Source organism: Paractinoplanes lichenicola (assembly GCF_016785085.1).
GTDB classification, from domain to species: Bacteria; Actinomycetota; Actinomycetes; order Mycobacteriales; family Micromonosporaceae; genus Actinoplanes; species Actinoplanes lichenicola.
This window is the reverse complement of the sequence record NZ_JAENHO010000011.1, coordinates 237,549-251,688: the sequence shown is the minus strand read 5'-3', so window position 1 is coordinate 251,688 and position 14,140 is coordinate 237,549. Positions and strand designations below refer to the sequence as shown.

Genomic DNA, 14,140 nt, shown 5'->3' with positions numbered 1-14,140 from the left:
CCGGTGCCGACCTTAGGCGGCATGCGTGCTTCGAGGACCCGGCACTGGCCGTGGATCGCCGTCGTGCTGGTCGCCGTGGCCGGCGCCGGGGGCTCCCTGGCGTACGGGCGTGGGGCTGACGACAAACCAGTGGCGTCGGACACGGGGGTGGTCGGCAAGCCGGTGACCCGCGAGGGCATCTTCCAGTACACGGTGAACGCGGTCGACTGCACGACGACCTGCACCGTGCGCATCACGATCAAGAACCTGTCCGGCAAGACCCGCAAGCCGGGGATCGCCTTCGCCCGCGCCTTCGACCCGGACGGCGCCGGGCATCTGAGCGACGCCGTGGCCGAGGTGCAGCGGGGCACCCACCTGCTCGACGACCTGCCGCCGCGCTCCGAGCTCACCGACAACCTGTATTACGCGATGCCCGAGATCCGCTATCTCGAACTGCGCGAGACCGCCGAGTCGGCCGGCATCACGATTCAGTTCTAGCAGCAGTCTTTGCCGGCCGAGTCGGGGCAGGCGGCCGGGTCGACCGCCAGCACCAGGCCGAGCAGGTCGTCGAGGGCGTGCCGCAGGCGGGTGCCGGCCAGCTCGTAGCGGGTGCGCCGGCCCTCCGGCACCGCCACGACCAGGCCGCAGCCGCGCAGGCAGGCCAGGTGGTTGGAGAGATTCTGCCGGGTGACGCCGAGCGAGTCGGCCAGCTCGGCCGGGTAGCCGGGGCCGTCGCGCAGGGCCAGCAGCAGCCGGCAGCGGGTGGCGTCCGACAGCGCGTGCCCGAACCGGGCCAGCACCTGCCCGTGGGTCAGCAGTTCCATGCCGTCGATCCTTTCAGGCCGCGCCGGGCGACGGCCGGAGGCGGGCCGCGCGGACAGCGTTGGCGATCACCAGCACCTCGGCCAGCTCGTGGACGAGCACGACGGTGGCCAGCCCGAGCAGGCCGAACCCGGCCAGCGGGAGCAGCGCGGCGATGATGGCCAGCGACAGCCCGACGTTCTGCCGCATGATCCGGTGGGCCCGGCGGGCGTACCCGAGCAGGCTCGGCAGATGTCGCAGGTCCTCGCCCATCAGGGCCACGTCGGCCGTCTCGATCGCGACGTCGGTGCCCATCGCGCCCATGGCGATCCCGACGTCCGCGGTGGCCAGGGCGGGCGCGTCGTTGATGCCGTCGCCGACCATCGCCGTGGCGTCCCGCACGTGGGTGGCCTTCTGCTCGGGCCGCAGGTCCGCATGCACCACGTCGATGCCGGCCTGCTCGGCCAGGGCGTGCGCGGTGCGGGCGTTGTCGCCGGTGAGCATGACCACCGACAGGCCGAGCGCCCGCAGCCCGGTCACCGTCTCCGCCGCCTCCGGTCTCAGTTCATCCCGTACGGCGATCAGCCCGATCGGCGTCCCGCCCAGCTCGACCACGACGACCGTGGCCCCGCCCGCCGTCAGCCGCTCGACGTCGGCCGCCAGCTCGCCCGGCTCGGCGAACCCGGGGCGGCCGAGCCGGGCCGGCGTCCCGTCGACCGTGCCGGTCAGGCCGGAGCCGGCGACCGCCTGCACGTCGGTCGCGGGCGTGGGGGAGGGCACTTCGGCCAGGATCGCGCGGGCCAGGGGATGCCCGCTGCGCAGCTCGAGGGCGGCCGCGACGGTCAGCACGCGGTCGGCCGGGACGCCGCCGACCGGCACGACGGCGACCACCCGGGGCCGGTTGCGGGTCAGCGTGCCGGTCTTGTCGAGCGCGACCGTGCGCACCCGGCCCAGCCGTTCCAGGGCGAGGCCGCCCTTGACCAGCGCGCCCGAGCGGCTGGCCGAGCCGACCGCGGCCACGACCGTGAGCGGCACCGAGATGGCGAGCGCGCACGGCGACGCCGCGACCAGCACGATCAGGGCGCGTTCGAGCCACACCCGGGGGTCGTCGAAGACGCTGCCGAGCACGGCCACGGCCAGCGCGACCAGCATGATGGCCGGCACGAGAGGGCGGGCGATGCGGTCGGCCAGGCGCTGACCCCGGCCCTTGCGCTCCTGCGCCTGCTCGACGATGTGCACCACGCGGGCCAGCGAGCTGCCGGCGACGGGCGCGGTGACCTCGACCTCGACGACCCCGCCGCCGTTGATCGCGCCCGCGGGCACCGGGTCGCCGGCGCCCGCCTCGACCGGCACCGGCTCGCCGGTGATCGCCGACAGATCCAGCACCGTACGGCCGGCGCGCAGCACCCCGTCGGTGGCGGCGCGCTCGCCCGGGCGCAGCACCAGCAGGTCACCGACCCGCAGCTCGGCCGGCTCGACCTGCCGCTGGGCGCCGGAGCGGAGCACGGTCGCCGTGCGCGGCACCAGGTCGAGCAGCGCCCGCAGGCCGCGCCGGGTCCGCGTGACCGCGTACTCCTCCAGGCCCTCGGCGGTCGAGAACAGCACGCCGAGCAGCGCGGCCTCGATGACCTGGCCCAGCGCGACCGCCCCGGCCGCGGCGATCGTCATCAGCGTGCCGACCCCGACCCGGCCCCGCAGCGCGTCGCGGACCGCCGCCGGCGCGAACACCCAGGCCCCGATGGCCGCCGACACCAGCTCGAGGCCCAGGCCGGCCCGCTCGAACCCGGCCCGCCCGGCCAGCCACCCCGCCGCCAGCACCACGGCCGCGGCGGCCGCGAACCGCAGCTCGCGGACCTGCCACCACCGGCCCGGCTCCTCGCGTTCGGTGACCAGCTCGTCGCCGCCGGTGTCCGGCTCGTGTCCGCAGCACTCCGCACCCATGCCGGTGACAGTACAGTGCATGCTGAATCCACGGAAGCCTGTATTGATCCCCGGCCGGTGCTGGTCCGTATGCGGGAGGAGGCCGACCGGGCGGGCCTGGTTATATTGCGCCGGACGTTGGGAGGTCCCTGGTGCGGAAGTCCGCTCTGCTGGCGGTCTGTTTCCTGCTGGCCGCGCTCTGCTGGCCGGCCCCGCCGGCCTACGCGCACGCCGTGCTCAGTGCGGCCGTCCCGCAGCAGGGCTCGGTGGTCAAGGCGGCGCCCGAGCGGGTCGTGCTCAAGTTCAGCGAGAACGTGCGGATCGTGCCGGGCCGGTCGCAGGTCATCGGCCCCGACGGCAAGCGGATCAACGAGGGCGACCCCGAGATCACGCCCGAGGGCCTGGTCATCAAGCTGCGGCCGGCTGAGCGCCCGCTGGGCACCTATCTGGTGAGTTATCGCATCATCTCGGCCGACAGCCACCCCGTCTCCGGCGCCTACACCTATTCGGTCGGCGCGCCCTCCGAGAACGCCCCGACCGCCCCGGTCGAAAGGGTCGACCCGGCGGTGGTGACGGCGACGGCCGTCACGAAGTGGATCGGCTACGCGGGCCTCTCGGTGGCCCTCGGCCCGGTGCTGATCCTGGCCCTGTGGTGGCCGCGCCGGCTCTCCCGCCGGGGCCCCGTGCGCCTGGCCCGCGGCGGCCTGGCCCTGATCGCGGTGGCCACTCTCGCGGGCCTCTGGCTGCAGGCGCCCGCTTCCTCCGGGGCCGGCCCGCTCGACGTCTCGATGAGCGAGCTCGGGCAGGTGCTGAACAGCGACTTCGGCATCACCCTGGCCGTCCGGCTGGCCCTGCTGGCGATCGCCGCGGCGCTGGTGGGCCGGCTGCGCCGCGGGGGCGGGTGGCGACCGGCCGCCCTGCTGGCCGTGCTCACCCTGGCCATCCTCGTGACCTGGCCGCTGACCGGGCATCCGGCGGCCGGCCCGCAGGCGTGGCTGCTGATCGTGGCCGACACGGCCCACCTGGCCGCCATGAGCGTCTGGCTCGGCGGGCTCGTCGCGCTGGCCGTGTTCCTGCTGCGCCGGGCCGAGACGCGGGAGCTGCGCCTGATCCTGCCGGCCTGGTCGAAATGGGCCGCGTTCGCCGTGTACTGGCTGGTCGCGGCGGGGGCGATCCAGGCCCTGATCCAGCTCGGCACGCTCGACGCGCTGTTCTCCTCCACGTACGGCCGGCTGATCCTGGCCAAGACCGGGCTGCTGGCGATCGTCCTGGCCGTCGCGTTCGTCTCGCGGCGGCTCGTGCAGCGGGGGATCGCCGCGGCTACCCCGGCCCGGCTGCGGCGCGCGGTCGGGCTCGAGCTCGGCATCACCGTGCTCGTGCTGGCGGCCAGCGCCGTGCTCGTGCAGACCACCACCGGCCGTACGGTGGACGTGGAAGCCGTGGCCGCCGAGCGGTCGCGCGGCTTCGTCGAGACGCTCAACAGCCCCCTGTACGCGGTGCAGTTCGAGATCTTCCCGGCCACCGTGGGGGAGTACAACACCATCCACGCCTTCGCCTACACCCCCGAGGGCAAGCCGCTCAAGGTGCTCGAGTGGAAGGTGTCGGCGTCGATGCCGGCGCAGGGCATCGAGGCGATCGCCGCCCCGGTTGCGACCGTGATCGACAATCAGGGCTTGGGCAGCGTCACGTTTCCGATCGCCGGCGACTGGCAATTGTCCATGACGCTCCGGGTGTCCGAGATCGACCAGGCCACCGTCACCACCACCGTCCCCGTGAGGTGATTTCCCTGCACACCACCGCGCTTGTGCTGGCCGCGTTCACCGTGATGCTCGCCGTCGTCGCCATGCTGATCGCCTGGGTCGCCCTGACCGACCGCCCTTAGGGTCCGTTTCACAACTGTGGCGGGGCTGCGGCAGGGCCCAGATCCCGCCTGGCGGCGTCCCGGGCAAGCCAGGTTCCAACACCGGGAGCCAGGCTTCCCCGGGCCACCACCAGACGAAATCTGGACCCGGCCTCGCTCCCACCCCAGTTATGAAACGGACCCTAAGCTTCCGGAGTGAAGATCTCCCACGTGACCACCGAGAGTGGCCGGCCGGTCACCCTGTTGTTCGGCGCCGAGCAGGTCGAGGTGCGCGAGGTGTCGCAGGCTCGGCAGCGTGCCGTGCGGGCCTGCGCGGGCGGGCTCATCCTCGCCGCCGGGCTGGCCCTGGTCGCGGTGAGCGCCGGCGACCGCGCGATCCCCGGCCTCGACACCGGCCTCTGGATCGCCGCCGGGGTGGCCTTGCTGGCGGCCCTGGCCGGGGCGGCCTGGTGGTTCGTCGTGGCCCGCCGCGAGCGTGGGGCCACCGCGGAGATCATCCAGGCCGCGTCAGTGGTCGACGCCAAGAGCCGGTCCGAGCCCCCGAAGGTGACCGTCTCGCTGACGCTGGCCGAGGGTGGCGAGCGTCAGTTCGAGGCGGTCGGCCATGCGGGGGCCCTGCTCTCGGCCGGCTTCGGGCGGTTGCTCTCCGTCTAGACGGTGTAGCGGTCGCCCTGCCACTGCGGCACGGCGGGCCGGTTGAAGAAGTCGCGGGCGTCCCGCGGCGCGAGCAGCATGATGAAGGCGACGACCGCGGCCAGCGCGATGCCGCCGCCCGACCACGGGACGCGATCGCTGGTCGCCTCGATGACCAGCATCAACGCGCCGTACAGGAAGGCGAAGGGCAGCATGATCAGGCTGCCGATCCAGGCCCACATCCGGCCGCGGCGCACCTGGTCGGCCAGCACCAGGAAGAACGCCGCGAACAGCAGCGAGATCCCGTTGAGCACCAGGAAGACACCCCGCGCGCCGGAACTCCAGTCGTCCTGGGCCAGGTTGTCCACCACCCCGTACGCCACCCGCGCGATCGTGATCACCCCGATCAGCGCAACCAGAGCCGCGCCGATCCCGACCACTCGCGGCCGGACCTTTTCCCCGTACGACATCCCCGTCTCCTTCAACCCATCGAACGATGTCACCGGCGAGGATCCTAGAGTCATGGCGTGCATTTCAGTGAGCGGGTGCGGTCGGCGTTCCGGCGTGGGGACGATCATGCCGTCGTGCGGATGAGTGAGGCCGAGATCGAGCGGGCCCGGGCCGCTGGGGACGCGGCGGGGGAGGTCGAGGCGCGATACAGTCTGGCCCGGGTGGCCATTCGCGACGGGGATCTGCGCGAGGGGGAGAGCCGCGCCCGGACGGCTCTCGAGGTCGCGCTGAGGTCGGGGGATCGCAGCCTCGAGGAGCGGCCCCGGCATGTGCTGGCGGCGATCGCGCGGATGTCGGGCGAGCTGACCCGCGCCGTGGAGCTCTATCGGGAGAGCATCGCGCTCAACGAGGCGCTGGGCCGGCCCGAGACGGTCAACTCGGAGTATCACAACTTGGCGTTCTGCGAGCTCGGCCTCGGTCACGTCGACACCGCCCGGCAGCTGTTCGCCGAGGGCCGGGCCCGGGTCTTCGCGCACGGCTGGGCCGACTTCGTGCCGTACGTGTGCCTGGCCGGCGCCGCCCTGGCCGCGGCGGAGCAGGACTATGCGCGGGCGGCCCGCCTGATCGGCGTCACCGAGGTCGCGTTCGCCGAGCTGGGTCAGGTGCCCGACCCCGACGACGCCAAAGACCTCTCCCTCGTACGGGCGCTGGCGCTCGACGCCCTGGGCCCGGACGAGTTCGCCCGCGAGCACGCGCACGGCGAGCTGCTGGATCCGCGAGCGGCGTTCACTCAGGAGTGAGCCCGGCCTGCTGGGCCAGCAACCCGGCCTGCGTGCGGTTGTCGCACCCCAGTTTGACCAGCAGCCGCGACACGTAGCCCTTCACGGTCGCCTCCGAGAGGTTGAGCCGCCGGGCGATCCGCAGGTTGGAGTCGCCGTTGCCCAGCCCGGCCAGCACCTCGGCCTCCCGCTCGGTCAGGTCCCGTACGCGGTCGCGCCCGCGCTGCCGATCCCCGGCCGCTCCGACGAGGCGCTGGGCGGCCACGGGGGACAGCACGGTGCCCCCGCCCACCGCCGCCCGTACGAGGTCGATCAGGTCCTCGGGCGCCGTCGACTTGACCAGGAACCCGGCCGCTCCCGCGCGCAGCGCCCGCAGCACGTAGTCGTCGTGATCGAACGTGGTGAGCACGACAACCCGCGGCGGCGAGGGGAAGGCCGTGATCCGCTCCAGGGCCGTCATCCCGTCCACCCCGGGCATCCGCAGGTCCATCAGCACCAGGTCGGGCCGCAGCCGCACCACCGACTCGACCGCCTCGGCCCCGTCGTACGCCTCCCCGACGACCTCGATCCCGGCGTCGGCCGACAAGATCGTCCGCAGGTGCGCGCACACCATCCGCTCGTCGTCCACGAGCAGCACCCGGATCATGACGGCACGTAGTCGGGGAGCCGCGCACTGACCCGGAATCCGCCGTCCGCGGTCGGCCCGGCGTCGAACGACCCGCCGACCATCTCGACCCGGTAGCGCAGCCCGAGCAGCCCGTTCCCCCCGGCCGGCAGGTCCCGGGGCCGGTCGGCCGAGGGCTGGTTCACCACTTCCACGTCGATGCCTTCCCGTTGACAGCCGACAGTGACCGCCGTCGAGGCCCCCGGCGCGTGCTTGTGGACATTCGTCAAAGCCTCCTGCACGATCCGGACGATCGTCCGCTGGACCGCCGGTGACGGCCGCCCCTCCGTGCCGCCGGCCGTCAGCTGAACCGGGAGCCCGACCGCCCGGGACTCGTCGACCAGGGCGGCCACGTCCCCGCCGAGGTCGGCGCCCGGCGGGGCCGGTTCCTTGCCGTCGCGCAGCACCCCGACCAGGTCGCGCAGCTCGGCCAGGGCCTGCACGCCCGCCTCGCGCAACTCGTCGGCGGCCCGCCGGGTCGGCTCGTCGGCCGTGGTCGTGCGCAGCGCCCCGGCCTGCAGCACCATCAGGTTGATCCGGTGGGTCACCACGTCGTGCATCTCGCCGGCCAGCCGCACCCGCTCGTCGGCGCGGGCCTGCTCGGTCGCCCGCAGCGTCGCCTCGTCGGCCAGCCGCGCGCGGGCCCGGGCGTAGAGGCCGAGCAGCGCCGAGCAGACGATGACGACCGGGGCCGTGAACGGGTCGGCGATCTGCCAGGCCCGCGCTCCGATCAGGAACGTCACGACGAGCAGCCCGACGACCGCCCACGTGCGACGGCGCCCGAAGGCCAGCACCGCGTACGGGGTCAGCACGGTCGCCCACACCGGCACGAACACGTTGAGTGCGGCGAGCGCGACGGCCATCACGTACGGGTGGCGGCGGCGCAGCAGCAGGGCGGCCGCACCGGCGATCTGCACGCCCACCGAGAGGCGGTCGGGATGCTCCAGGATCGTGCCCATGACCGCGGCCACGAGCACGAGCACGACATCGACCGTGGTGTCGAGAACCCGGCGGCGACCCATGGTCCGAGCATACGAAAGTAGGGTCCGATCGCGACTCGTGGCGCTATCGACGATCGTCACGGGTGCGAAAGCCTGGAACACATGGCACGCCGCATTCATGAGCTGGATGCCCTGCGCGGGTTCGCGCTGGCCGGCATCGTCGAGTTCAACATCGTCCAGATGACCGGCTTCCCGCGTCCCGAGGGCCCGGCGTCCGACCACCCCGGGGCGTTCGTGTGGGAGGCGCTGTTCGTCCAGCGGCCGTTCCCGATCTTCTCGCTGCTGTTCGGCATCAGCTTCGCCCTTTTCCTGCGTACGGCGGGCAACCGCACCGATAAGCCGCGGCTCGTGCTGCTGCGCCGCCTGCTGTGGCTGGGCGTCTTCTCCGCCCTGCACACGCTGCTGCAGCCGGGCGAGGTGCTGAAGTTCTACGCCGCGTTCGGCATCGTCGTGCTGCTGCCCGCGTCATATCTGTCCCGCCGCTGGGTGCTGGGCCTGGGCATCGTGCTCACCGTGGCCGCGAGTCTCACCTTCAACGGCCTGTTCATCATCCCCGGCCTGTTCCTGCTGGGCATGGCGGTCGCGGAGTACGGCATCCCGGACACTCTCGAACGCCGCGGCCGGCAGCTGGTGATCGCGTTCGCCGTCGCCGTCCCGCTGGCCGCGGGCATGCTCTGGCTGCAGTGGCAGGCGGGCGTCGGCAACAGCTCCAACTACCGGATCCTCCCGGCCGGCACCGTGTGCGCGTTCCTGTTCACGGTCGCGTTCCTCTTGCTCATGCGTACGCCGTTGCGCCGCCCGCTCGACGTGGTGCTCGCGCCGATGGGCCGGATGGCGCTGACCAACTACGTCCTCGCCTCCGCGCTGATCCTCGCGGCCGACGCGCTGCTCGACCTCGGGCACGCCGCCGGCTTCGCCCCGATCGTCTGGACCGGCCTGGTCATCGGGGTCGTGCAGGCCCTGCTCAGCGTGCTCTGGCTGCGCTGGTTCCGCTACGGGCCGCTGGAGTGGGTGTGGCGCTGCCTGACCTGGTGGCAGCCGGTGCCGATCCGCGACGTGCCCACCCGTGCGACCCCGGCCGAGGGTGCCGTAACGTCGGCTTAGGGGTTGGCAGCGTCACGCCCCGGCCCGCTAATTGTGACTCGGGACTACGGAAGGCGGGGCATGGCCGAGAACCTGTCGCTGGGGGCGGACTTTCCCGCCGCGAGCGCCGAGCAGTGGCGCCGCCTGGCCCTGGCCGCGCTGCGCAAGTCCGGGGCCGCGACCGAGGAGACCACGCCCGAGGCCGTCGAGGAGTTGCTGGCCACGGTGACGTACGGCGGGCCGACGATCGCCGCGCTGCACACCACGGGCCCGGATTCCGGCCTGCCGGGCCGGCCGCCGTTCATCCGGGGCGCCACCACGACCGCCGGCGGCTGGGACGTGCGGCAGCGCTACGCCGACCCGGTGCCCAAGGACGCCCGCGAGGCCGTCCTGACCGACCTCGAGAACGGCGCGACCTCGCTGTGGCTGGTGCTCGGCGACGGCGCGCTGCCGCTCGACTCGCTGCCCGAGGCCCTCGACGGCGTCTATCTCGACCTGGCCGCCGTGGTGCTCGACGCCGGCGACGCCACCGGCCGGGCCGCCCGCGCGTATTTCGACCTGCTGGCCGCCCGCGGCGTCGAGCCGAGCCAGGCCGGCGGCAACCTCGGGGCCGACCCGCTCGGCTGGCAGGCCCGCACGGGCGCGCCGGGCGACCTGAGCGAGGCGGCGGCGCTGGCCGTGCGCTGCGCCGCCGAGACGCCCGGCCTGCGCGCCGTCACCGTGGACGCGACCGTCTTCCACGACGGCGGCGGCTCCGAGGTGGAGGAGCTGGGCGCGGCCGCGGCGGCCGGGGTGGCCTACCTGCGCGCGCTGACCGAGGCCGGCCTGTCCGTGCCGGCCGCGCTGGGCCAGCTCGAGTTCCGCTACGCGGCCACGGCCGACCAGTTCGCCACGATCGCCAAGCTGCGCGCGGCCCGCAGGATCTGGGCCCGGATCGCCGAGCTCTCCGGCGCGGCCGAGGCCGGTGGCCAGCGGCAGCACGCGGTCACGTCGGCCGCGATGATGACCGCCCGCGACCCCTGGGTCAACCTGCTGCGCACCACGATCGCCACCTTCGCGGCCGGGGTCGGCGGGGCCGGCGCGGTCACCGTGCTGCCGTTCGACCACCAGCTCGGCCGGCCCGACGCGCTGGCCCGGCGGCTGGCCCGCAACACCCAGACCATCCTGCTCGAGGAGGCGCACGTGGCCCGGGTGCTCGACCCGGCCGGCGGCTCGTTCTACGTCGAGCAGTACACCGAGCAGCTGGCCGAGGCGGCCTGGGAGTGGTTCACCCGGATCGAGCGCGAGGGCGGGCTGGCCGCTGCGCTCGGCAGCGGGCTGGTGGCCGACCGGCTGGCCGAGGTCTGGGCCGCCCGCGAGACCAACCTGGCCCACCGCCGCGACCCGATCACCGGGGTCAGCGAGTTCCCCCAACTCGCCGAGCAGGTGCCCGAACGACGACCCGCGGCCGAGCCGCCCGGCGGAGGGTTGCCGCGGCGGCGCTACGCCGAGGCGTACGAGCGGCTGCGCGACCGCAGCGACGCCCACCTGGCCGCCACCGGGGCGCGACCGACGGTGCGCCTGGCGATGTTCGGGTCGGCCGCCGCGCACGGGGCCCGGCTCACGTTCACGACCAACCTGTTCGCCGCCGGGGGCATCGCGGTCACGACCGAGGGCTCGTCGCCGGTGGTCGTGCTGTGCGGTCCCGACAAGGAGTACGCGGAGCACGCCGAGGCCGAGGCCGCCCGGGCGCGAGAAGCGGGGGCGACCCGGGTCCTGCTGGCCGGCCGGGGCGACTACGCGGGCGTCGACGCGTACGTCCACGTCGGTGTGGACGCCGTGGCCGCGCTGACCAAGACGCTGGACGACCTGGGGGTAGCGCAGTGATTCCCGACTTCGCCACGGCGCGGCTGACCACGCCGAAGCCCGCGGAAGCCGTACGGGGAAACGACGGCCCGGTGTGGCAGACGCCCGAGGGAATCGCCGTGCCGTCGCTCTACACCGCGGCCGACCTCGAGGGGCTCAACCTCGGCACCTACCCCGGGATCGCGCCCTATCTGCGCGGCCCCTACCCGACCATGTATGTCAACCAGCCGTGGACCGTCCGGCAGTACGCGGGCTTCTCGACGGCCGAGGAGTCGAACGCCTTCTACCGCCGCAACCTGGCCGCCGGGCAGAAGGGCCTGTCGGTCGCGTTCGACCTGCCCACGCATCGCGGCTACGACTCCGACCACCCGCGGGTGACCGGCGACGTGGGCATGGCCGGGGTGGCCATCGACTCCATCTACGACATGCGGCAGCTCTTCGAGGGCATCCCGCTCGACCGGATGAGCGTGTCGATGACCATGAACGGCGCCGTGCTGCCGATCCTGGCGCTCTACATCATCGCGGCCGAGGAGCAGGGGGTCGCGCCGGAGCAGCTGTCCGGCACGATCCAGAACGACATCCTCAAGGAGTTCATGGTCCGCAACACCTACATCTATCCGCCCGAGCCGTCGATGCGGATCATCTCGGACATCTTCTCGTTCACCTCGCAGCGGATGCCCCGCTTCAACTCGATCAGCATCTCCGGCTATCACATCCAGGAGGCCGGGGCCACGGCCGACCTCGAGCTGGCCTACACACTGGCCGACGGCGTCGAATACCTGCGGGCCGGGCGGGCGGCCGGGCTCGACATCGACGCGTTCGCCCCGCGACTGTCGTTCTTCTGGGCCGTCGGCATGAACTTCTTCATGGAGGTGGCCAAGCTGCGGGCCGGGCGGCTGCTCTGGGCCAAGCTGGTCCGCGAGTTCGAGCCGAAGGATCCGCGCTCGCTCAGCCTGCGCGCGCACTGCCAGACCTCCGGCTGGTCGCTGACGGCGCAGGACGTGTTCAACAACGTCATGCGTACGTGTGTGGAGGCGATGGCGGCCACCCAGGGGCACACGCAGTCGCTGCACACCAACGCGCTCGACGAGGCCCTCGCGTTGCCGACCGACTTCTCGGCCCGGATCGCCCGCAACACGCAGCTGCTGATCCAGCAGGAGTCGGGCACCACCCGGGCCATCGACCCGTGGGGCGGCAGCGCCTACGTCGAGCGGCTCACCCACGACCTGGCCGCCCGCGCCTGGGAGCACATCGCCGAGGTCGAGGCGGCCGGCGGCATGGCCAAGGCGATCGACGAGGGCATCCCCAAGATGCGCATCGAGGAGGCGGCCGCCCGCACGCAGGCGCGCATCGACTCGGGCCGCCAGCCGGTGATCGGCGTGAACAAGTACCGCCCGCAGGCCGACGAGCCGATCGACGTCCTCAAGGTCGACAACGCGGCCGTACGGGCGAATCAGGTCGAGAAGCTGCGCCGGCTGCGCGCCGAGCGGGACGAGAGCGCGTGCACCGCGGCCCTCGACGCGCTGACCAGGGCGGCGGGGGAGCCCGGCGGGGGCAACCTGCTGACCCTGGCCGTCGACGCGGCCCGGGCCAAGGCGACCGTGGGCGAGATCTCGATGGCCCTGGAGAAGGTGTTCGGGCGGCACACGGCCCGGATCCGTACGATCTCCGGTGTGTATCGGCAGGAGGCGGGTCAGACCGGCGACATCGAGCGGGCCCGCGCCGCCGCGGCCGAGTTCGCCGAGCAGGAGGGCCGCCAGCCGCGCATCCTGGTCGCCAAGATGGGCCAGGACGGGCACGACCGGGGGCAGAAGGTGATCGCCACCGCGTTCGCCGACCTCGGCTTCGACGTCGACGTGGGCCCGCTGTTCGCGACGCCGGCCGAGGTGGCCCGGCAGGCGGTCGAGGCCGACGTGCACATCGTCGGCGTCAACTCGCTCGCCGCCGGTCACCTGACGCTGGTGCCCGCGCTGCGCGACGAGCTGGCCGCCCAGGGCCGCCCCGACATCATGATCATCGCGGGCGGGGTGATCCCGCCGCAGGACTACGACGCGCTGCGGGCGGCGGGGGCGGCCGCGATCTTCGCCCCGGGCACGGTGCTGACCGAGGCCGCGATCGAGCTGCTGGCCGAGCTGTCCCGGCGCCGCGGTGACTGATCTCGCCGCGATGGCGGCCGGGGTCCGCGACCGGTCGCCGGCCTGGGTGGCGCGCGCCATCACGCTCGTCGAGTCGACCCGGCGCGACCATCAGGAGCGGGCGCAGGAGCTGCTGACGACCCTTTCCCCGTACGCGGGGAACTCGCACCGGATCGGCATCAGCGGGGTGCCCGGGGCGGGCAAGTCGACGTTCATCGACGCGCTGGGCAGCAAACTGACCGCGGCCGGGCACCGGGTGGCCGTGCTCGCGGTCGACCCGTCCTCGACGCGCAGCCGGGGCAGCATCCTGGGCGACAAGACCCGGATGGCCCGGCTGGCGGCCGACCCGGACGCGTACGTGCGGCCCTCGCCCACGGCGGGCACGCTGGGCGGCGTGGCCAAGGCGACCCGCGAGGCGATCGTCGTGGTCGAGGCGGCCGGCTACGACGTGGTCATCGTCGAGACCGTGGGCGTGGGGCAGTCGGAGACCGCGGTGGCTGACATGGTCGACACGTTCCTGATGCTCGCCCTGGCCCGCACGGGCGATCAGCTGCAGGGGATCAAGAAGGGCATCCTGGAGCTGGCCGACGTGATCGCCATCAACAAGGCGGACGGGCCGCACGAGGGCGACGCCAAGCGGGCCGCGCGCGAGCTTTCCGGGGCGCTTCGCTTGTTGCGTACGGGGGAATGGACGACCCCGGTGCTCACCTGCAGCGCGCTCGAGGGCACGGGCGTCGACGAGGTGTGGGCGCAGGTGACCGCGCACCGGGCCAAGACCGACGTGGCCGAGCGGCGCCGCCACCAGCAGCTCGACTGGATGTGGGCGATGGCCCGGGAGTCGGTGCTGAGCCGCTTCACGACCGACCCGTCGGTGCGGGCCGCCGCCACTGAAGCCCGCGAGCAGATTCTCGACGGCTCGCTCACGCCGGCCCAGGCCGCCCAGCGGCTCCTGGCCGCCTATGACACCCGGCCGCTTTAATTCGCTGGAC

At 73.4% G+C, this 14,140-nt stretch carries 13 protein-coding genes; 8 read left to right on the top strand and 5 right to left on the bottom strand.

Translation table 11 applies throughout. From position 1 onward, the window contains the following. Window positions 1–21: 21 nt before the first annotated feature. Window positions 22–477 carry a DUF4352 domain-containing protein gene (locus tag JKJ07_RS34915; RefSeq protein WP_202996217.1) on the top strand — a complete coding sequence of 152 codons (456 nt, stop codon included), beginning with the start codon at window positions 22–24 and terminating at the stop codon, window positions 475–477. Here JKJ07_RS34915 and JKJ07_RS34910 read toward each other — a convergent pair. Together JKJ07_RS34910 and JKJ07_RS34905 are read right to left on the bottom strand one after the other, a co-directional pair. Continuing rightward, window positions 474–803 (bottom strand): ArsR/SmtB family transcription factor, encoded by a 330-nt coding sequence (locus JKJ07_RS34910; protein WP_202996216.1) that lies wholly within the window; start codon window positions 801–803, stop codon window positions 474–476. The two genes, JKJ07_RS34915 and JKJ07_RS34910, sit on opposite strands and share 4 nt — an antisense overlap. 13 nt (window positions 804–816) lie before the next feature. Next, window positions 817–2,742, bottom strand: a complete 1,926-nt coding sequence (locus JKJ07_RS34905) for a heavy metal translocating P-type ATPase (protein ID WP_202996215.1) — start codon at window positions 2,740–2,742, stop codon at window positions 817–819. 110 nt (window positions 2,743–2,852) lie between these two features. Here JKJ07_RS34905 and JKJ07_RS34900 point away from each other — a divergent pair, with 110 nt between their 5' ends. Both JKJ07_RS34900 and JKJ07_RS34895 read left to right on the top strand, forming a co-directional pair. Next, window positions 2,853–4,481, top strand: coding sequence for a copper resistance CopC/CopD family protein (locus tag JKJ07_RS34900; protein ID WP_307834558.1), 1,629 nt, complete (start codon window positions 2,853–2,855; stop codon window positions 4,479–4,481). A 275-nt stretch (window positions 4,482–4,756) separates the two neighbouring features. Further along, a complete protein-coding gene (locus tag JKJ07_RS34895) occupies window positions 4,757–5,215 on the top strand; it encodes a hypothetical protein (RefSeq protein ID WP_202996214.1) in 459 nt (152 codons plus the stop codon). On the opposite strand, the gene JKJ07_RS34890 is transcribed toward JKJ07_RS34895, so the two are convergent. Next, the gene (locus JKJ07_RS34890; RefSeq protein WP_202996213.1) at window positions 5,212–5,697 is read right to left on the bottom strand and encodes a hypothetical protein; all 486 of its coding nucleotides are present in this window, start codon (window positions 5,695–5,697) and stop codon (window positions 5,212–5,214) included. The two genes, JKJ07_RS34895 and JKJ07_RS34890, sit on opposite strands and share 4 nt — an antisense overlap. Window positions 5,698–5,721: 24 nt before the next feature. On the opposite strand from JKJ07_RS34890, the gene JKJ07_RS34885 reads away from it, so the two are divergent. Next, entirely contained in the window at window positions 5,722–6,444 is a 723-nt protein-coding gene (locus JKJ07_RS34885) for a tetratricopeptide repeat protein (RefSeq protein ID WP_202996212.1), read from the top strand. Here JKJ07_RS34885 and JKJ07_RS34880 read toward each other — a convergent pair. After that, a complete protein-coding gene (locus JKJ07_RS34880; RefSeq protein WP_202996211.1) occupies window positions 6,431–7,069 on the bottom strand; it encodes a response regulator in 639 nt (212 codons plus the stop codon). The genes JKJ07_RS34885 and JKJ07_RS34880 overlap by 14 nt on opposite strands. Continuing rightward, on the bottom strand, window positions 7,066–8,109 hold the full coding sequence (locus JKJ07_RS34875; protein WP_202996210.1) for a sensor histidine kinase: 1,044 nt from the start codon (window positions 8,107–8,109) through the stop codon (window positions 7,066–7,068). The genes JKJ07_RS34880 and JKJ07_RS34875 overlap by 4 nt, the downstream gene beginning before the upstream one ends. An 81-nt stretch (window positions 8,110–8,190) precedes the next feature. On the opposite strand from JKJ07_RS34875, the gene JKJ07_RS34870 reads away from it, so the two are divergent. Genes JKJ07_RS34870 through meaB form a run of 4 tightly spaced genes read left to right on the top strand, consistent with a single transcriptional unit; the run spans window position 8,191 to window position 14,130 of the window. After that, window positions 8,191–9,192, top strand: a complete 1,002-nt coding sequence (locus JKJ07_RS34870) for a DUF418 domain-containing protein (RefSeq protein ID WP_202996209.1) — start codon at window positions 8,191–8,193, stop codon at window positions 9,190–9,192. 60 nt (window positions 9,193–9,252) lie between these two features. Next, entirely contained in the window at window positions 9,253–11,037 is a 1,785-nt protein-coding gene (locus tag JKJ07_RS34865) for a methylmalonyl-CoA mutase subunit beta (protein ID WP_202996208.1), read from the top strand. Between the two features lie 23 nt (window positions 11,038–11,060). Continuing rightward, a complete protein-coding gene (gene scpA / locus JKJ07_RS34860; RefSeq protein ID WP_202996368.1) occupies window positions 11,061–13,172 on the top strand; it encodes a methylmalonyl-CoA mutase in 2,112 nt (703 codons plus the stop codon). Next, window positions 13,165–14,130 (top strand): methylmalonyl Co-A mutase-associated GTPase MeaB, encoded by a 966-nt coding sequence (meaB, locus tag JKJ07_RS34855; RefSeq protein WP_307834556.1) that lies wholly within the window; start codon window positions 13,165–13,167, stop codon window positions 14,128–14,130. Before scpA ends, meaB begins: the two co-directional genes overlap by 8 nt. Window positions 14,131–14,140: the final 10 nt, after the last annotated feature.